Annotated in this window: 6 protein-coding genes; 2 read left to right on the forward strand and 4 right to left on the reverse strand. The window is 73.4% G+C overall.

Features of this window, described 5'->3' with window-relative positions:
* Positions 1 to 6 precede the first annotated feature (6 nt).
* Positions 7 to 243 carry a phosphopantetheine-binding protein gene (locus ABZ693_RS22330; RefSeq protein WP_359879966.1) on the forward strand — a complete coding sequence of 79 codons (237 nt, stop codon included), beginning with the start codon at positions 7 to 9 and terminating at the stop codon, positions 241 to 243.
* Between the two features lie 73 nt (positions 244 to 316).
* Here the strand turns inward: ABZ693_RS22330 and ABZ693_RS22335 are convergent, their stop codons facing one another.
* From ABZ693_RS22335 to ABZ693_RS22350, 4 genes are all read right to left on the reverse strand, one after another.
* Entirely contained in the window at positions 317 to 514 is a 198-nt protein-coding gene (locus tag ABZ693_RS22335) for a hypothetical protein (protein ID WP_359879968.1), read from the reverse strand.
* A 134-nt stretch (positions 515 to 648) separates the two neighbouring features.
* Positions 649 to 1,824, reverse strand: a complete 1,176-nt coding sequence (locus tag ABZ693_RS22340; protein ID WP_359879971.1) for a helix-turn-helix domain-containing protein — start codon at positions 1,822 to 1,824, stop codon at positions 649 to 651.
* A gap of 136 nt (positions 1,825 to 1,960) precedes the next feature.
* Complete coding sequence (locus ABZ693_RS22345) at positions 1,961 to 3,190, reverse strand: helix-turn-helix domain-containing protein (RefSeq protein ID WP_359879973.1); 1,230 nt, start codon at positions 3,188 to 3,190, stop codon at positions 1,961 to 1,963.
* Positions 3,191 to 3,256: 66 nt separating this feature from the next.
* The gene (locus ABZ693_RS22350) at positions 3,257 to 10,351 is read right to left on the reverse strand and encodes a non-ribosomal peptide synthetase (protein ID WP_359879975.1); all 7,095 of its coding nucleotides are present in this window, start codon (positions 10,349 to 10,351) and stop codon (positions 3,257 to 3,259) included.
* 208 nt (positions 10,352 to 10,559) lie between these two features.
* Here ABZ693_RS22350 and ABZ693_RS22355 point away from each other — a divergent pair, with 208 nt between their 5' ends.
* Positions 10,560 to 20,027 (forward strand): non-ribosomal peptide synthetase, encoded by a 9,468-nt coding sequence (locus ABZ693_RS22355; RefSeq protein ID WP_359879978.1) that lies wholly within the window; start codon positions 10,560 to 10,562, stop codon positions 20,025 to 20,027.
* The last annotated feature ends 37 nt before the right edge of the window (positions 20,028 to 20,064 follow it).

Here is a 20,064-nt window from a genome sequence, read left to right on the forward strand (position 1 = left end):
TGAACAGTGGGAACCACCGCAGTAGCCGAGATCTGGCAGGAGGTCCTGGGCGTTCCGGTCGCGGACGACGACGACTTCTTCGCCCTGGGCGGCCAGTCCCTCGCCGCCATGGAGGTGGTGGCCGCCCTGCGCCGGCGCCTCGGCGTCACCGTCCGCGTCCGGGTCCTGCTGGAACACCCCGTACTGGCCGACTTCGCCGCGCAGTTGGCCCTCTCGGAGGCGCATCTCCCGGACCGGACCTGAGGTGAACGCGTAACGGAACGGCGCCGGCGACTTCTTCGCTGCCCGGGGCGCTCCGCACAGCACCCGACCACCCTCAGTCGAGGTGGTGTTCCCAGATCGTCCTGGGCTCGCCCTCGATCCAGTAGCGGTGCGTCGCCTGGGTGACCCGGAGCCGCACGGCGGTGATGTCGGGGCTCCCCGCGGCCTCCCAGGCGATCAGCGCCCCCTCGACACGGTCCCACAGGGCGATCGGGCCGCCTTGGCGAACCCGCCACTCCTGCCCGTCGGCCATGAACTCGGCGAACGACTCGCGCTCGGGGTCGAAGAGGTAGAGAAGCTGGGCGCCCTGGCGCGTTGTGGCGCGGACGAGCTGAGCGCCTGGTGCGGCAAGCTGTGCGGGGCGTCGTATGGAAGTGCCACGGCGCGCTATATCGGCAGGCTCACCGCATCCGCGAGCGATCGCATCTCGGGCGTGAGGGTGCGCCGCTTGCTCACCACGCGCCCCAGGATGTCCCGGGCGCAGCGCTGGTTCGACAGCCATCGCGGCGACGAGTTCCGGATGCGCTGAAGCACCTCGACCGACTCCCCGTAGCGACGAGTGCGAGCGTAGGCATCGGACACATCGAGCAAGTGCCGGTTCCGGTTGTTCGACGTCGGCCTGAGCTTGTCGGCCGGCACTTCGGCGGCGAGCTGGAGTACCCTATCGGGCCGGTCGGTGATCATCGCGTTCTCGGCACGCTTCAGCGCCACCGTGACGGGTCCGAAGGTACGCAGAGAGTCTTCGCGCGGTGCGTACTCGCGCCCCATGGCCACAGCGGCCGCCTTCGCGAGACGCATGGCATCCTCAGCATCGCCAGGGCGGTTGTCCCTGACGCCTGCGGCCGAGATACGCAGCAGGAGCCCGCCCCAGGCGCTCAGTTCTTCAGGGGTGGCCTTCGACATGCGTGGCTCGGTCTCGTCTGCCCATTCGGCGGCCAGCTCCCGTGCTTCCGCGAGCCTTCCGCGACGCAGGAGGAGCCAGCACTGGGTATTGACCGTCGAGGCGCCCTGAAGGCGATCTGCCGACTCGTCGAGGGCTCGTTCAAGCGCCATCTCCGCCGCGTCGAACTGCCTGGTCTGCGTCAGGAGCCATCCGGTGAGCTGCATGAGCTTCACCCGCACCGCCCGGCCATCCGGATGAAGCCCGGCAAGCACTTCGGCATCGCGGAGGAGCGGAGGAAGGATGGCCCCGAGCTCGGCGAAGCGGTCGCCACTGAACAGGGGCATCGCGTCCCGCAGGGCGTTGGTCACACCCTGAAGGGTGGGCTCTTCGAGTTCGCCGCTCGGCGGAGGGCTGACCAGGGCTCGGCGCACCGGCTCCCACTGGTCGACGACCGCCTGCTTTGCGCTCTCTTCCCTGGATTCCGCCATGAGGGAGGTCGTGGGCAGCCGAAGCGCGGATGCCAGCCGGCGGGCCGTCTCCAGCCGCGTATCGCTGCGCTCCCCCTGCTCCAACTTGCGGATCGAGGAGAGGGAGAGGCCGGACTGATCGGCCAGCTCCCTTTGGCTCATGCCCCGGCGCTTACGGACGTCCCGGAGCCGTTCCCCGATGTCGGCGCTCATATTCTGAGAGTACGACCCTTGCTAGCGAACGTCAGCAAAGATGGCAAGACCTCCGTCGCAAGGCGGAGGCCTCTTGCGGACACGCTGGGTGGGACTTCTCCGGCCGGCGGTCGTGAGGTGCCACGCAGCGTGGTAGTCAGCCGACGATGCCCAGGTGAGAGGCCATGTCACGCATGTCGTCCGTCAGGATGCGCTTGCGCTTCGCGAGGATGCCCCCCATGACGTGGCGTGCGATGTTCTGATGCTTCAGCCACTCCGAGGCTGTCGCCTTGAGGCCGGTCAGCTCGTTCATCGCGTCCTGGTGCGAACCGAGTTGTACGTGCGCTCGCGCCACGTCCAGGCGATGGCGTCCCCAGGTGTTCATGCCCGGCCGGCCGTATGCCGCGAGCGCCTGGGCGCCGACGAGCCCCGTGTCGGCCAGGTTCAACACGCCGCGCGCGTCTCCGATCAGGGACAGGTCCTCGATGCGTTTCGTCTCGGCCGTCACCGGCCCGAACGTGGCCCAGTGCTCCTGGAAGTCGACGTGCTCGCGATCCAGAGCGCTGGCAGCCGTCGCCGCCATGCGCCGAGCCTGCTGGGCGACATCCGGTCGGTTGTTCCGCATCGCGGCGGAGGCCACACGCAGAAGGAGCTCGCCCCAGATGGCCCACTGGGCCGGCGTGGCGGTCGAAAGACGCGGCTCGACCTGGTCGGCCGTGGCGGTGGCCAGTTGTTCGGCCTCGTCGAAACGGTCCTGACGCAGGAGAAGCCAGCACATCCCGACGACGCCCGTGACGGCCAATTGGGTGCCGCCCATGCCGCGAGCGTCCGTGATGGCCCGCGAGAGGGCGTGGTAGGCCATGTCGTAGCGCCGGACCTGGGTGAGGTACTTCCCGGCCAGCAGGAAGGCGCAGGCGCGCGTGGCGATCGCCTGCCGGCGTTCGTCTCCGTCGCTCAGGGCTACGGCCGCCTCACCGGCGCGCAGGATGCCGGGCAGACGCTTGGCCACGGAGTTGTAGCGGTCGGCCTGGTACAGGAGGTGCGAGTCGGTGATGTCCGATTGGAGCGAGTGGAGATCTCGCCGGTCGGCGTGATCGGCCGCCACCGGCGTCAGTCCGATGGGAGGCATGAGCGCCCTGCGCAGCCCGGTCAGCTTCGGTCCGTCGCCCTCGGCTTCGCGGACGGGTGCGGGCGCCTCGGACGCGAAGAGGCTGGATGTCGTGGTGCCGAGGGCGCGGGCGAGTGTGTGGATCGTCTCGACCGAGGCGGTTCCGCCCTGCTCCACCTTGCGGACGGTGCCCACCGAGAGATCGGCCTCTTCGGCGAGTCGTTCTTGCGTCCATCCCCGGCGTCGCCGATGGTTCCGGACGTTCTCTTGGAGCGACATGTCATCACCTCGCCGCAAGCGTACGACGGCGGACCGGGCGGCAACCCGCCCGGCCGGGGCCGCGCTTCAGGACTGGCTCAGCCGTTCCAGGATGCCCCGCAGGCTCTCCGCCAGGGTCGTCAGGTGGGGCTGTCGCAGCATGGTGTGGTGGTCGCCGGGGACCGTGTGGAGTTCGAAGCCGCGCCGGGCCAGGACGCGCCACGGGCGGGTCTTCGGCCGGCGCGGCTGCTGCTGGGCGGACAGCAGGACGAGGCGGGCGTCGACCGGGCCCGGGCGGTGGCGGAGCAGGGCGCGGGTGTTGGCCTCGAAGACCCGGATCCGGTCCCGCATGTCCTCCCGGATGCCCGCCGGGACGAGCCCGGCGCCCTCCAGGAGGTCGAGCAGCAGCTCGTCCTGGCGGTCCGGCGCGAGGCCGTGGAACGCCGCCTCGTCGTACGGGGGTGCCGGGACGCCCGCCTGGCCGGCCAGGTCGTGGACGAAGCCGCCGAGGAGGGCCGCGCGGTCCGGCAGGTCCGTGCCCAGGTACGGAGGCATTCCGGTGTCCAGCATGACGACCAGCGCGACCGGTTCGCCCGCGGCGGTCAGCTGACCGGCCATCTCCGTGGCCACCAGACCGCCCAGGGACCAGCCGCCGAGATGGTAGGGGCCGTGGGGCTGGACGGCACGGATCGCGTCGACGTAGTGCGCGGCCAGGTCGGTGAGCGAGGTGGTGACCGGGCCGCCGTCGAGGCCGGGGTCCTCCAGTCCGTACAGCGGCTGGTCGGGGTCGGTCAGGCGGGCCAGCGGCAGGTACGGCACCACGGATCCGCCGACGGCGTGGACGAGGAAGAGCGGCGGCCGGCTGCCGGTGGGCTTGATCGGTACGAGGGGTGAGGTCCGGGACACGCCGGCCTGGCCCGGCTGGTTCGGCGCGTCCGGCTTCCCGGACGGGTTCCGGCGGGACGGGTCGAGCAGCATGGCGGTCCTCTCCACGGTCGGTGTCGCGTACAGGTCGCGTACGTCCAGTTCGACGCCGAACTCGCGGCGGATCTCGGCCCGCAGCCGGGTCAGGTCGAGCGAGCTGCCGCCCAGGTCGAAGAAGCTGTCGTGGACGCCGATCCGGTCGGTGCCGAGCAGACCGGCCCAGACGCGGGCGACCGCCCGCTCGGTGGCGTCGCGCGGGGCGACGAACGCGCTGGTGCGGCTCGTCTCGGGTGCGGGCAGCGCGGCCCGGTCGACCTTGCCGTTGGCGGTCATGCCGATGCGTTCCACCGGCACGAGCGCGGACGGCACCATGTAGTCGGGCAGATGGGCCGCGAGGTGCGCGCGGAGTTCCGTGAGGTCGCCGAGGTCGGCGCCCGGCTTGGCCACCATGTAGCCGACGAGACGGTCGTCGCGGACGGTCACGCACGCGTGGTCGACGTGCGGGTGTGCGGCGAGTACGGTCTCGATCTCGCCGAGTTCGATCCGGAACCCGCGGATCTTGACTTGCTGGTCGATACGGCCCAGGTATTCGAGGCCGCCGTCGGCGCGACGCCGGGCGAGGTCGCCGGAGCGGTAGAGCCGGGCGCCGGGCGCGCCGAACGGGTCGGCGACGAAGCGTTCGGCGCTCAGGCCGGGCCGGTGCAGATAGCCCCAGGACAACCCGGCGCCGCCGACGAGGAGTTCGCCCGGTACGCCGAGGGGGGCGGGCTGTCCGGCCGGGTCGACGACCCACAGCGACAGGTCGGGGATCGGCTCGCCGATGGGGCTGGTGTTGTCCCGCAGCAGCTCCCGGGTCAGCGGGCAGTACGTGACGTGGACCGTGGTCTCGGTGATGCCGTACATGTTGACCAGCCGCGGCCGGTCCTCGCCGTGCCGGTCGAACCAGCGGCGTACGGCGTCGACATCGAGCGCGTCGCCTCCGAAGATCACGTACCGCAGGGAAAGTCGCTCCGGCCGCTCCTCGTTCGCGGCAGCCAACTGCCGGAAGGCGGCCGGGGTCTGATTGAGCACGGTGACCTTCTCGCGGGCCAGCAGCCGCTGGAAGTCCTCGGGCGAGCGGGTCTGCCAGAACGGCACCACGACCAGCCGGCCGCCGTGGACGAGCGCGCCCCACAGTTCCCAGACGGAGAAGTCGAAGGCGTACGAGTGGAACAGCGTCCACACGTCCCGCTCGTCGAACCCGAACCAGTCCCGGGTGGCCCGCAGCAGCCGGACGACCTGCCCGTGCGGGACGGTGACCGCCTTGGGCGCGCCGGTCGAGCCCGAGGTGTAGATCAGGTAGGCCAGGTCGGCGGCCGTGACGGTCAGGGCCGGTACGGGAAGGTCGCCGTCGGTGTCGTCGTCCAGCGTCAGCGCGGCCGCGGGCACGTCGAGTCCGCTCTGGGTGACCACCACCGCGAGGCCCGCGTCGTCGGCCATGTACGCCAGCCGCTGTGCCGGGTAGTCGGGGTCCAGGGGGACGTACGCGGCGCCGGCGCGCAGGATGCCGAGGATGCCGGTGACGAGGTCGGTGTCGCGGCGGACGCACAGGCCGACCAGGCTGCCCCGCGTGACGCCCCGATGGGCCAGCCGGGCGGCCAACCGCTCGGCTCGCCGGGCCAGTTCGCGGTACGTGGTGCGTGCGTCGCCCGCGACCACGGCCACCGCGTCGGGGCGCAGCCGGACCTGTTCGGCGAACAGGTCCCACAGCGAGGCGTCGACCGGCACCTCGCGCCGGGCGGCGCTCCACTGCCGCAGCAGCGCCGTCTCGTCCGGGCCGGTCAGGACGAAGTCGTGGACGGACGTGTCGGGGGCCTCGGCCGCCCGGGTCAGGACGCGGCCCAGGTGTCCGAGGAGCCGGGTGATCCGGTCGGTGTCGAACAGGTCGGTGGCGTACTCGGCCTGCAGCCGCAGTCCGCCGTCGGCGGTGACGGTGGCGTGCGCGGCCAGGTCGAAGCGGGCGACCGAGCCGGCCACGGGCAGCGGTTCGGCGGTGACCGGGCCGAGCGCGGGCGCGGCGTCGGCGGCCTCGTCGGCGTGCAGGGTGAGGCTGATCTGGAAGAGCGGGTTGCGGCCCGGTTCGCGGGCGGGGCGCAGCTCTTCGACCAGGGTGCTGAAGGGGAGGTCCTGGTGTGCGGTGGCGCCACGTACGGCCTGCTCGCAGCGGCGGGTCAGCTCGCGGAAGTCCGGGTTGCCGGCGACGTCGGCGCGCAGCACGACGGTGTTGGCGAAGTAGCCGACCAGCGGTTCGAGTTCGGGGCGGTGGCGGCCGTAGAACACCGAGCCGATCCCGATGTCGTCCTGTCCGGTGTGCCGGGACAGGACGACCAGGAATCCGGCCATCAGGACGGACAGCAGCGATCCGCGTTCGGTGTCGGCGAGCCGGCGCAGCGAGGCGCCGAGGCCGGCGTCGAGGAGGAGTTCCACCGTGGCGCCGGGGTGTCCGGACGCGGTGCCGCGCGGGCGGTCGGTCGGGAAGTCCAACTCCGGCAGGGCGTGGAGTTGTTCGCGCCAGTATCCGAGCTGCTCGTCCAGGATGTCGTCGGCAGGTCGGGCGCGCTGCCAGACCGCGTGGTCGGCGGGCTGGATGTCCAGGGCCGGGAGCGTGGCGTCCATGTCGCCGTACAGGGTGGACAGTTCGTCGAGCAGGACGCCCGCCGACCAGCCGTCCGCGATGATGTGGTGGGTGCAGAGCACCAGCACGTGTTCGGTCGGGCCGAGCCGCAGCAGTTCGGTGCGCAGCAGCGATTCGGCGGCCAGGTCGAAGGGCCGGGTGGCGGCTTCGGCGAGCGCCTGCGGCACGTCGTCGGGGTGGGTCGGGGTCACCGGGAGCGGCCACGAGGCCGGTACGGCGTCGGCGGGATCGGCCACCTGGACGGGGACGCCGTCGACCGCGACGAACCGGGTGCGCAGGCTCTCGTGCCGGGCGACGAGCCGGCCCAGGACCCGGGCGAGGCGGTCCGTGTCGAGCCGGCCGCGCAGGCGCAGTGCCAACGGCACGTTGTAGACCGGGGATTCGGGGTCGAGCTGGTGGAGGAACCACAGCCCTTCCTGTTGGTACGAGAGCGGCAGCGGGGCGGTCCGCGGGACGGCCGGGATCCGGCCGCCGCCGTCCGGCGCGCCGAGCCTGCCGGCGAGTTCGGCGACGGTGGGCGCCTGGAACAGGGTCGCCACGCCGAGGTCCGCGTCGAAGGTGCTCCGGATCCGGTTGATCAGCCGGATCGCGAGGAGCGAGTGGCCGCCGAGCGCGAAGAAGCCGTCGTGCACGCCGACCCGCGGGACGCGCAGCACCTCGGCGAACAGGGCGCACAGGGCGCGTTCCCGGTCGTCGCGCGGTGCCACGTACTCCGTGCCGGCGTCGGCCTCGTCGGGGGCCGGCAGCAGCCGCCGGTCGATCTTGCCGTTCGGGGTGAGCGGCAGCTGGTCGAGCGGGACGAGCGCGGCGGGCACCATGTACGGCGGGAGCACGGACGCCGCCGCGGCACGGATCCCGGCGAGGTCGGGCGCCGGGACGGCGGGCACCAGATAGCCGACGAGGCGCTTGTCGCCGGGCCGGTCCTCGCGGGCGTGCACATGGGCCTGGGCCACGTGCGGGTGCCGGACCAGCACGCTCTCCACCTCGCCGGGTTCGACCCGGAAGCCGCGGATCTTCACCTGGCTGTCGGCCCGGCCGGCGAATTCGAGGGTTCCGTCGGCGCGCCACCGGGCGAGGTCGCCGGTGCGGTACATCCGGGTGCCGGGCGCGCCGAAGGGGTCGGCGGTGAAGCGTTCGGCGGTCAGGCCGGCGCGGCCGGCGTATCCGCGCGCCAGGCCGGCTCCGGACGCGTACAGCTCGCCGATCACCCCGACGGGCACCGGCCGCAGCCGGTCGTCGAGCAGGTAGACGGCGGTGTCGTCCATCGGCCGGCCGAGCGGGACGCTGTCCGGCACCGTGTCCGGGTCGCACAGGGGCATCTGCACGGAGCACATGGTGAGTTCGGTGGGTCCGTACGTGGCGCGGATCCGCAGGTCCGGGTGGCGGCGCAGGACCGCGCGGACCGCGGCGGGGCTGATCACGTCGCCGCCGGTCATGACCTCGCGCAGGCCGGCGAAGCAGTCCGGGTCCTCCTCGGCGACGACCTGGAAGAGGCCGGAGACCAGCAGGACGTCGGTGAGGCCGGCGGCCCGGACGACGGCACCGTCGACCTCGCCGGGCGGGGCCACGACGACCTCGCCGCCGGACAGCAGCGGCACCCAGATCTCGCAGGTCGAGGCGTCGAAGGCGTGCGGCGAGTGCAGCAGCGCGCGGCGCGGGCGTTCGTCCTGCCAGCACGCGTCGCGGGCGAAGGCGAGGACGCCGCGCTGGGTGGTGACGACTCCCTTGGGGGCGCCGGTGGAGCCCGAGGTGTACATGATGTACGCGGCCTGCTCGGGGTGCGCGGCATCGGCGGGTACGGCGGCGCGGTCGGCCTCGGTCGCCTGGAATCCGGTCACCGTCAGGGTGTCGATCGCGATCCCGGTCGCCAGTTCGTGGTCGCGCGACGGGGCGTCGACGAGCAGGAGTTCGGCGCCGGAGCCGGCCACGATGTCGCGCAGCCGCTCGGTGGGCGCGGTCAGCGGCAGCGGTACGAAGCAGCCGCCGGCCTTGAGTACCGCGAGCATCGAGACGATCAGGTCGGCGGAGCGCTGCTGCAGGATCGCGACCCGCGTCTCGGCCGTCACGCCCCGTCGGCTCAGGTGGCCGGCCAACAGGTCGCTGCGCCGGTCCAGTTCGGCGTAACCGAGCACACCTTCGGCGTCGGACACGGCGGGTGCGTCGGGTGTCCGGGCGGCCTGCCGGGCGAATGCCTGCGCGAGTCCGGTCGTCGGATCGGGCCGGGTCGTGCCGTTCCACCCGTACAGCACGGTCTCGCGTTCGCGGGCGTCCAGCAGGTCGAGGTCGCCGAGGGCCCGGTCCGGGTCGTCCGCCACCGCTTCGAGGAGTCGCACCAGACGGTGGGTGAAGGCCGTGACCGTGTCCCGGTCGAAGAGGTCGGTGCGGTAGACGACCTGCGCGGACAGGTCGAGCGGTGTGCCGTCGTCGGCGTACCGGTCGGTGAAGCTGACGGACAGGTCGAAGTGGGCCGCGATGGCGCGGTTCCGCAGCTCCGTCACGGTCAGACCGTCGAGCGCGTACGCGGCGGCGGCGTTGTTCTGCAGGACCAGGGCGACCTGGAAGAGCGGGTGCCGGTTGAGCGCCCGGCTCGGGTTGAGGGCCTCGACGAGCCGGTCGAAGGGCAGCTCGGGGTGGGCGAGGGCGGCGAGGTCGGCTTCCCGGGCGCGCGCGAGCAGCTCACGGAACGTCGGATCTCCGGCGGTGTCCAGGCGCAGCACCAGCGTGTTGACGAAGAAGCCGATCAGGTCTTCGAGGTCCTCGTCGGCGCGGCCCGCGTCCATCGTGCCCAGCGGGATGTCGGTGCCGGCGCCGAGCCGGGTCAGCAGCGCCGCGAGGGCCGCGTGCACGACCATGAACAGCGACGCGTCGGACTCGCGCGCGAGCCGCAGCAGGCGGGCGTGCAGTCCGGCGGGCAGGTCGAGGCGGATCTCGCCGCCGTCGTCGCCGAGGACCTCCGGGCGGGGCCGGTCCAGCGGCAGCGGCAGCTCGTCGGGCAGGTCCGCGAGCCGCTTGGTCCAGTGGGCGAGGAGCTCCGCGCCGTCCGGGCCGTCGAGGAGTTCCCGCTGCCACAGCGCGTAGTCGGCGTACTGGACGGGCAGCGGCTCCCAGCCGGGCGCGGCACCGGCCCGGCGGGCCGCGTAGGCCTCGCCCAGATCGCGGCCGAGCAGCGCCGTCGACCAGCCGTCGCCGACGATGTGGTGGAGGACCAGGTACAGCGTGTGGCGGTGCTCGCCGGTGCGTAGCAGCCACACGCGCAGCGGCAGGTCCGCCGTCAGGTCGAAGGCATGCCGGGCCAACTGGTCCAGAGTCGCATCGAGTTCGCCTGCCGGGATGTCCTCCTCGGTGACGAACTCGGTGACGTCGACGGTGTCGCGCACCTGCTGCCGCGGCTCGCCGTCGATCTCGGGGAAGACCGTGCGCAGGCTCTCGTGCCGGGCCACCAGGTCCCCCAGGGCCAGACGCAGGGCCGCGGTGTCGAGCGGACCGTCCAGCCGGAGGGCGAGCGGCAGGTTGTACGTCCAGGCGCGGGTGTCGAGCCGGTTGAGAAACCACAGCCGCTGTTGCGCGAATGACAACGGGAACACGGATCCTCCTGCGCCGGGGAGACATCGACGGTCATCGGCCGCACACGATAGGCCGGTTCCCCGGAACGCAAGGTCCCGGAGGCCCAAAGGACCATGTCCCAAGGGGTTTTGGGGCCCCTGCCTAGGGGTTGTCGCACCACACGCCGTCCGCCCATCATGAGCCGGCCCGCAGGGGACCACCGGCACATATCGATCATGGAGGGCCGCGATGCCGTATTCGCCGGAGCGCTTGCCGTCAGCCGACACCGATCCGTCCGTGTCCTTGCACGGCCGGGTGGCCTGGCACGCGGCGCGGCACGGTGACACACCGGCACTGCGCTGCGGCCCGGTCGAGCTGAGTTACGCCGAACTGGACGCGCGGGCCGGCCGGTTGGCCCGGGTGCTGCGCGGTCGGGGCATCGGCGCCGAGGACGTGGTGGCACTGGCGCTGCCCCGCTCGGCCGAGCTGATCGTCGCCCTGCTCGCGGTCGGCAAGGCCGGCGGCGCGTTCCTGCCGGTCGACGTCCATCACCCGGCCGAGCGGATCGCCTTCCTGTGCGCCGACAGCGCGCCCCGGGCGCTGCTGACGACCGAGGCCGTGCTTCCGGGGCTGCCCGACACTCCGGGCACCGCCCAGTGGACGCTGTCGGAGCTGCTGGCCGAGGCGGCGGCGCTGCCCGAGGCCACTCCGAAAACGGATACGGACCCCGCCCAGGAGCTGGACCCGGTGGACCATCCGCTGTCCCTGGCGTACGTCATCTACACGTCGGGTTCGACGGGCCGCCCCAAGGGCGTCGCGGTCCCGCACCAGGGGGTGCTGCCGTTCGCCGCCGACCTCGTGGACCGGATGGCGGCGGGCCCCGGGTGCGTGGTGTCCCAGCTCGCCTCGCCCAGCTTCGACGCCATGCTCATCGAGGTCCTGCTCGCGTTCGCCCCGGGCGGCACCCTCGTCGTCTCGCCGCCCGACACGCTGGCCGGCGAGGACCTGGCCGCGTTCCTCGCGGACCACGGCATCACCCACGCGTTCGTCCCGCCGTCGGTGCTGGCGACCGTACCGCCCACCGAACTGCCGTCGCTGCGCGCGCTGATGGTCGGCGGCGAGGCGTGCGGCCCGCGACTGGTGGACGTCTGGAGCCCCGGCCGCCGGATGGTCAACGGCTACGGGCCCACCGAGACCACCATGGCGATCACCCTCTCGGCTCCGCTCGTGCCCGGGCCGGACGCGCCGACGATCGGCTCCCGGTGCGGCGACACCCGTCTGTACGTGCTGGACGACCGGCTGCGCCCGACCCCGCCCGGCGAGATCGGCGAGCTGTACAGCGGGGGCGGCGGGGTGAGCCGCGGGTACGTCGACCGCGCCGGGCTCACCGCGCAGCGCTACGTCGCCGACCCGTTCGGGGCGCCGGGCGCCCGGATGTACCGCACCGGCGACCTGGTGCGGCAGCTGCCGGACGGCCGGCTCGCCTACTGCGGCCGGGCCGACGACCAGGTCAAGATCCGCGGCCTGCGGATCGAACCGGGCGAGATCGAGGCCGTCCTCGCCGGGCATCCGGCGGTGGAGCAGGCCCGGGTCGTGGTGCACGAGGACCAGGCCGGCGAGAAGCGGCTCGCCGCCTATCTGGTCGCCGGGGACACGACGGACGGCGACGACGGCAACGCCGACGGGCATGTCGACGAGTGGCAGCAGATCTACGACACGTTCTACGACGCCTCCGACCACGCGGGCTTCGGCTCCGACTTCTCCGGCTGGAACTCCACGTACACCGGTGAGGGCATCCCGGTCGAGCAGATGGCCCGCTGGCGGGAGGCGTTCGTCGCCCGCGTCCTCGGCTTCGCGCCCCGGCGCGTCCTGGAGGTCGGCGTCGGGTCCGGCCTGATCCTGACGCCGCTGGTCGGCCGGGTCGACGAGTACTGGGGCACGGACTACTCGGCGCCCGCGATCGAGGGGCTGCGCGACCGGCTCGCGGGCGAGGCGGACCTCGCCGGGAAGGTGACCCTGCGGGCGCAGGCCGCCGACGTGACCACCGGTCTGCCGTGCGGCCACTTCGACACGATCATCGTCAACTCGGTCGTGCAGTACTTCCCCCACGAGGGATATCTGCGGGACGTGCTGACGAAGCTCCTCGCTCTGCTCGCGCCGGGCGGCCGGCTGCTCGTCGGTGACGTCCGGTGTCTGCCGCTCGTCGACGGCATGTGGACCGGCGTCCGGCTCGGGCAGCTCGGCGCCGACCGCGCTCCGGAGCCCGCGGTGCTGCGCCGCGCGATCGAGCAGGCTGTCACCCTGGAGAAGGAACTCCTGATCGACCCGGGCTTCTTCGGCACCGTCGGCGCGGGCGCGGTCGACGTACGGCTCAAGCGCGGCGCCGACCACAACGAACTGACCGGGCACCGCTACGACGTGGTGCTGCACAAGGACGGCGCCGCCGCGCAGGACCTGTCGGAGGTCCCGCGCGTGCGCTGGGGGCTCGACGCCCGGAGTCCCGAGGACCTGGCCGCGCGGCTGGCCGACGGCACCGCGCTGCGGCTCACCGGAGTACGCAACGCCCGCGTCGCCGGGGAGGTCGCCGCCGCGCGCTCGGTCCGGGCGGACGCGCCGGTGGAGGTCACGCGCGCCGCGCTCGACGGGCCGGGCGACCAGGTCGACCCGGAGGACTGGCACGCGCTGGCCGAGGCGTACGACCGTACGGCCGTGGTCACCTGGTCGGCGGACGGCCCGGACCTGGTCGACGTCCTCTTCCCGGCCGCCGGCGGCTCGCCGGTGCTCGACGGCGTCTATCTGCGCCCCGGGTCCGACGCCGCGGCCCCGTTCACCAACGACCCGATCGCCACCCGCCGGCGCGGGCTGCTCGTCGCCGCCCTGCGCGACTGGGCGAAGGAACGGCTGCCGTCCTCCCTGGTGCCCTCCGCGTTCATGGTGCTCGACGCGCTGCCGCTGACGGCGAGCGGCAAACTGGACCGCCCGGCGCTGCCCGCCCCCGACTTCCGCGCCGACACGTCCGGCCGTGCGCCCCGGGACTCCCGCGAGAAGCTGCTCTGCGAGCTCGCCGCCGAACTGCTCGACCGGGCCTGGGTCGGCATCGACGACAACTTCTTCGACCTCGGCGGCCACTCGCTCCTCGCCACCCGGCTGCTCAACCGGATCCGGGGCGCCTTCGGCGTCCGGCTCGGGCTGGACACGCTGTTCGCCGCGCCCACCGTCGCGGGGCTCGCGGCCGCCATCGCCGAGACCACCGGGCAGGAGGCGTCGGCGATCGTCGCGGCGCCGCGGCCGGACCGCGTGCCGCTGTCCTGGGCCCAGCAGCGCCTGTGGTTCGTCCAGCGGACGGACCCGCTCGGCTGGACCTACAACCTGCCCGTCGTCCTGCGGCTGACCGGCCCGCTGGACCCGGCCGCGCTGACGGCGGCGGTCGGGGACCTGCTGGCGCGGCACGAGTCGCTGCGTACGGTCTTCGACGAGCAGGACGGACAGCCGTACCAGCGGATCCTCGGCCACGTACCGGCGCGGGATCTGGTCCAGGTGCTCGACGTGCCCGCGTCCGACCTGGACCAGGCCGTGCGGACCGTCTGCCGGCAGCCCTTCGACATCACCACCGACGCACCGGTGCGGGTCCGGCTGCTGCGCACCGCGCCGGACCGGCACGTGCTGGTCCTCGTCCTGCACCACATCGCGGGCGACGGCTGGTCGATGCGGCCGCTGGCGCGGGACCTGTCCACCGCGTACGCGGCGCGGGCCGCGGGCGCCGCGCCCACCTGGCAGCCGCTGCCGGTGCAGTACGCCGACTACGCGTTGTGGCAGCGCGGGCTGCTCACTCCGGCGTACCAGGAGCAGCAGAGCGCGTTCTGGCGTGACTATCTGGCGGACCTTCCGGAGGAGCTGGCCCTCCCCTACGACCGGCCCCGGCCCAGCGGCGCCGACCACGACGGCGCGCTGCTCCCGATGGAGATCCCCGCGTCGCTGCACGCCGGTCTGCTGGCGCTGGCCCAGCAGAGCCGGACCACGCTCTTCATGGTGCTGCACGCCGCTCTGGCCGCGCTCTTCAGCCGGCTCGGCGCGGGCACCGACATCCCCCTCGGCACAGTGGTCGCCGGGCGCGGCGACGACAGCCTCGACGACCTCGTCGGCTTCTTCGTCAACGACCTGGTGCTGCGCACCGACACCGCGGGCGACCCGACGTTCCGCGAGCTCCTGGAACGTACCCGGACCGACGACGTGGCCGCCCTCAGCCACCAGGAACTGCCCTTCGACCGGCTCGTCGAGGCGCTCAACCCGGCCCGCTCGCTCAGCCGCCATCCGCTCTTCCAGACCATGCTGGTCCTGCAGAACAACGCGGGCGCCGACTTCGAACTGGCGGGCCTGGACGTCGAGATGGTCCGGTCGACGCCGTCGGCCGCGCAGCTCGACCTCTTCCTGAACCTCACCGACTCCTATCGGCGCGACGGCTCCGCCGACGGCATGATCGGCGAGATCGTGTACCGCACCGGGCTCTTCGACCCGGACACCGTGCGGTCGCTGGCCGACCGGTTCGTCCGCGTCCTGCGGTCCGTCGTCGCCGACCCCGACCAGCGCCTCGGCCGGCTCGACATCCTCGACGGCGACGAGCGCGACACCCTCCTGCGGGGCTGGAACGACACCGTGCGGCCGCTGCCGGACGCGTCGCTCCCGCGGCTGTTCGCCGCGCGCGCCACGGCGGACCCCGACGCGGTCGCGGTCACCGGGTCGGTCACCCTGACGTACGCCGAACTCGACGGGCGCGCCAACCACTTGGCCCACCGTCTGGTCGCGGCGGGCGCCGCCCCCGACCGGCCGGTGGCGCTGCTGCAGCGACGCTCGGCCGACCTGGTGGTGTCCATGCTCGCGGTGCTCAAGGCCGGGGGCTCGTATCTGCCGCTGCCGTCCACCGCGCCCGCGGACCGGCTGCGGCAGATGACCGAACAGGTCGGCGCCACCGTGCTGGTCACCGACCGGGACGACGCCGACGTACCGCCCGACCTGGCGGGGCTGACCGTGCTGGCGCCGACGGACGACACGTCGTCGGAGCCGCCCGGCGCGGACCCGCATCCGGACCAGGCCGCGTACGTGATGTTCACCAGCGGCTCGACCGGCAGACCCAAGGCCGTCGTCCTGACGCACCGGAACGCCGCCGGGTTCGTCCGCGACCGGCTCTGGCGGGCCGACGGCACGGTGCTCATGCACTCCGCCACCGGATTCGACGCGTCGGTGCACGAGATCTGGACGCCGCTGCTGACCGGCGGCCGGGTCGTGGTGGCCCCGGAGGAGAACCTCGACGACGCCGGGCTGGCCCGCGCGGTGGCCGCGTCCGGGGTGGACCGGGTCTGGCTCACCTCCGGCCTGTTCGCGGCGCTCGCCGAGAACCCGGACTGCTTCACGGGCATACGGGAGATCCTCACCGGCGGCGACGTCGTCCCGCCCGCGGCGGTCGCCCGGGTGCTCGACCGTCACCCCGGCCTCACGGTCCGGGCCCTGTACGGTCCGACCGAGACCACCACCTGCTCCAGCCGGTTCTCGATGTCCGGCGACGCGCGGGCCGTCCCCGGCCGGGTGCCGATCGGCTCCCCGATGGACAACACCCGGCTGTACGTGCTCGACGAGCGGCTCCAGCCGGTGCCGGCCGGGGTCCCGGGCGAGCTCTACATCGCCGGGTCGGGGGTGTCACGCGGGTACGCCGGACAGCCGGACCTGACCGCCGAACGGTTCCTCGCCGATCCGTGGGGGCCGGCCGGCGGCCGGATGTACCGCACCGGCGACCTCACCCGGTGGCGCAAGGACGGCACCCTGGACTTCGTCGGGCGGGCCGACAGCCAGGTGAAGATCCGCGGCTTCCGGGTCGAGCCCGCCGAGGTCGAGTCCGCGCTCACGGCCCTGCCGGAGATCGCGCAGGCGTTCGTCACCGCCCACGTGGACCGGGGCGGCGACCGCAGACTGGTCGCCTATCTGGTGCCGGACGGCGCGCCCGGCCAGGACACGACGGATCCGGGCACGACGGGTCCGGACACCACAGATCCGGGCACGACGGATCGGGAGGCCACGGGGCCGGCGGCCACCGGCCCGGACGTCCCCGTTCTGGACGTCGCCGGTGTCCTCGGCCGACTCGCCGCCACACTGCCCGAGTACATGGTGCCCAGCACCTGCGTCGTCCTCGACCGGCTGCCGCTCACCGGCAACGGCAAGATCGACCGACGGGCCCTGCCGGAGCCCGAGTTCGCGGCCGGCACCGGCTACCTGGCACCGCGCACCCCCGCCGAGGAGAACCTCGTCGCGCTCATGGGCGAGCTGCTCGGCAGATCCCGGGTCGGCGTCCACGACAACTTCTTCGACCTCGGCGGTCACTCGCTCCTCGCCACCCGCCTGGTCAACCGGATCCGCACCCATCTGGGGGCGGACCTGAGCGTCGCCGACCTCTTCGAGGCCCCGACGGCGGCGGCCCTCGGCGCCCGGCTCGGCTCCGGTCCCGGCCTCGCTCCCGGGACGGGCCAGCCACGCCCCCCGCTGCTGCCGGCCGTACGGCCCGAGCCGCTGCCCCTGTCCTACGCCCAGGAGCGGCTGTGGTTCGTGTCCCGGTGGAACGGGCTGGGCTGGCCGCTGGTGCTGCGCCTGGACGGGCCGCTGGACACCGGGGCGCTGCGCGCCGCGGTGGGCGACCTCCTGGAGCGGCACGAGACGCTGCGTACCCGCTTCCCCGAGGACGACGGGGTGCCCGGCCAGCAGATCCTCGACGACGTCGACCCGGGCGAGGTATTGCGGGTCGCGGAGGTCGATCCTGCCGACCTGGACCGGGAGTTGACGGCCGCGGCCGGTCACCGGTTCGATCTCACCACCGAACTTCCGCTGCGGCTCCACCTGTTCCGCACCGCCCCGGACCGGCACACGCTGCTGCTGGTGATGCACCACATCGCGGGCGACGGCTGGTCCCTGGCCCCGCTGACCGACGACCTGACCCAGGCTTATGCCGCCCGCCTGCGCGGGGACGCGCCGGTCCGGCGCCCGCTGCCGGTGCAGTACGCCGACTACACGCTGTGGCAGCGCGAGCTGCTCGCGGGACCGGCCGGGGAGGCCCTCTCGACGTACTGGACAACGCAACTCGCAGACCTTCCGACCGAGTTGGCACTCCCCTACGACCGCCCCCGGCCCGACTCCTCCGACCTGCCGGGCGCGCTGCTGCCCGTCACCCTGCCCGCTCCGCTGCACGCCGGCCTGCTGGACCTGGCCCGGGGCACGCACACCACGCTGTTCATGGTGCTGCACGCCGCCCTCGCGACGCTCTACACGCGGCTCGGCGCGGGTACCGACATCCCGCTCGGCACGGCGGTGGCCGGGCGCAGCGACGACAGCCTCGACCACCTGGTCGGCTGCTTCGTCAACAGCCTGGTCCTGCGGACCGACACCACCGGGGATCCGAGCTTCCGCGAACTCCTGGGCCGGGTACGGGACCTGGACCTGGCCGCGTACGCCCGTCAGGAGCTGCCGTTCGACCGGATCGTCGACGCGCTCAACCCGGCCCGCTCGCTCAGCCGGCACCCCCTCTTCCAGACCATGCTCGTGATGCAGAACAACGCCGAGTCCGCGTTCACGCTGTCCGGTGTGGACGTGTCGCCGGCACCCGCGGAGGGCGCGGTCGAGGCGATCCGGGTCGGCCCGGTCGACTTCGACCTCAACCTGAGCTTCGTCGAGCACCATGGGGACGGCCGGGTGCCCGAGGGCATCACTGGTGAAGTGCGGTACCGCACCGACCTGTTCGGCCAGGACACCGTGACCGCGCTGATGGACCGGCTGCTGCGTGTGCTGGACGCGGCCGTCGCCGATCCGGACGCGCCGATCGGGGCCATCGACCTGCTCTCCGCCGCCGAACGGCGGGCCGCGCTGCCGGACTGGAGCGAGGACACCGCGCGGCCGGTCGTCGACGAGGACCTCGCCGTCCTGTTCGCCCGGCAGGCCGCCGCCACCCCGGACGTGATCGCCGCCGTCGAGGGCGACCGGTCGATCAGCTACCGGGACCTCGACCGGCGGGCCAACCATCTGGCGCACGCGCTGGCCGCGGCGGGCTGCGCGCCCGACGATCCGGTGGCGATCCGCCAGCCGCGCGGCATCGACTACCTGGTGACCGTCCTCGCCGTGATCAAGGCGGGCGGCGGCCCCCTTCCGCTGCCCGCGTCCGCGCCGCTCGCCCGGCAGCAGCGGATGGTCGACCACATGCGGGCCAAGCTGCTCGTCACGGCCGAACCGGCCACCGAACTGACCGGGGTCACGGTCGTCGCCCCCTCGCCGGGCGCCGCGGAGCACGGCCCCGCGGTCACCACCCACCCGGACCTCACCGCGTACACGATGTTCACCAGCGGCTCGACCGGTACGCCCAAGGCGGTCAGCGTCCCGCACCGCGCGGTCGCCGAGTTCGTCGCCGACCGCGCCTGGGGACGGCTGCGTCCGGCCGACACGCTGATGCACTCGCCGACGTCGTTCGACCCGTCCACGTTCGAGATCTGGCTGCCCCTGCTGACCGGCGGCCGGGTGGTGATCGCGCCCGAGGGCGACCTGGACACCGAGGTGCTGGCCCGCACCATCGTGGAGGGGAAGGCGACCACCGCGGTCTTCACCTCCGCCCTGTTCAACCTGATGGTGGCCGAGGCCCGGCCGGCGCTGGCCGCGCTGGACCTCGTCTGGATGGCCGGTGACGTGGTGTCGCCCGCGTCGGTCGCCGACCTGGTGACCCACGCGCCACGGACCGCGGTCGCCGCGGCCTGGGGCACCACGGAGACCACGATCATCTCCTCCTGGTACCCGATCGGCACGGCCCCCGCCCGGACGGTGCCGATCGGCCGGGCGATGGACCACACGGGCCTCTATCTGCTCGACGAGCGGCTGCGGCCGGTGCCGCCCGGGGTGCCGGGCGAGGTGTACGTGACCGGGACCGGCCTCGCCCGGGGCTACGCGTACCAGCCGGACGTCACCGCCGTACGGTTCGTGGCCGATCCGTACGGTCCGGCCGGCGGGCGCATGTACCGGACGGGCGACCTCGCCCGGTACCGGCCCGACGGGGTGCTGGAGTTCGAGGGCCGCGTCGACGCGCAGCTGAAGGTCCGCGGGTTCCGGATCGAACCGGCCGAGGTCGAAGCGGCCCTGACCGGTCACCCGGACGTGGCCCACGCGACGGTCACCGCGGACGAGGAGCGGCTGGTCGGCTACCTCGTACCGGCGGACGTGGACGTGGCCGCCGTACGGGCGCACGTCGCCCGGACCCTGCCGGACTACATGGTGCCGAGCCTGTTCGTCACCCTGGACCGGCTGCCGCTGACCGGCAACGGCAAGGTCGACCGGAAGGCGCTGCCGGCGCCCGGACCCGGCGCCTCCGACGCCGCCTATGTGGCGCCCCGGGACGAGCGCGAGACGGCACTGTGCGCGATGTTCGCCGAGATCCTGAAGGCGCCGCGGGTCGGCGTGCACGACAACTTCTTCGACCTCGGCGGCCATTCACTGCTCGCCACCCGACTGCTCAACCGGGTCCGCACCCGGTTCGGCACGCACCTCAACGTGGCCGCGCTCTTCGAGTCCCCGACGGTCGCCGCGCTCGCCGCGCGCCTCGGCGACGGCACGCAGCGCGCCCGGCCGAAGCTCCGCCGGCGTACCGGACCCACCGGATCCACCGGTGTCACCGGCGCTGGCGAAGCCGGCGACGCCCGCTGAGGAAACGACCACCATCCCGCCGCCCGTCCCTTTCGTG

This window comes from Streptomyces laurentii (assembly GCF_040635425.1).
Lineage (GTDB): Bacteria > Actinomycetota > Actinomycetes > Streptomycetales > Streptomycetaceae > Streptomyces > Streptomyces laurentii.

Coding starts and splice junctions, on each gene's coding strand:
- ABZ693_RS22335 (WP_359879968.1), bottom strand. CDS start 514: ATGGCCGACGGGCAGGAGTGGCGGGTTCGCCAAGGCGGCCCGATCGCC.
- ABZ693_RS22340 (WP_359879971.1), bottom strand. CDS start 1,824: ATGAGCGCCGACATCGGGGAACGGCTCCGGGACGTCCGTAAGCGCCGG.
- ABZ693_RS22345 (WP_359879973.1), bottom strand. CDS start 3,190: ATGTCGCTCCAAGAGAACGTCCGGAACCATCGGCGACGCCGGGGATGG.
- ABZ693_RS22355 (WP_359879978.1), top strand. CDS start 10,560: ATGCCGTATTCGCCGGAGCGCTTGCCGTCAGCCGACACCGATCCGTCC.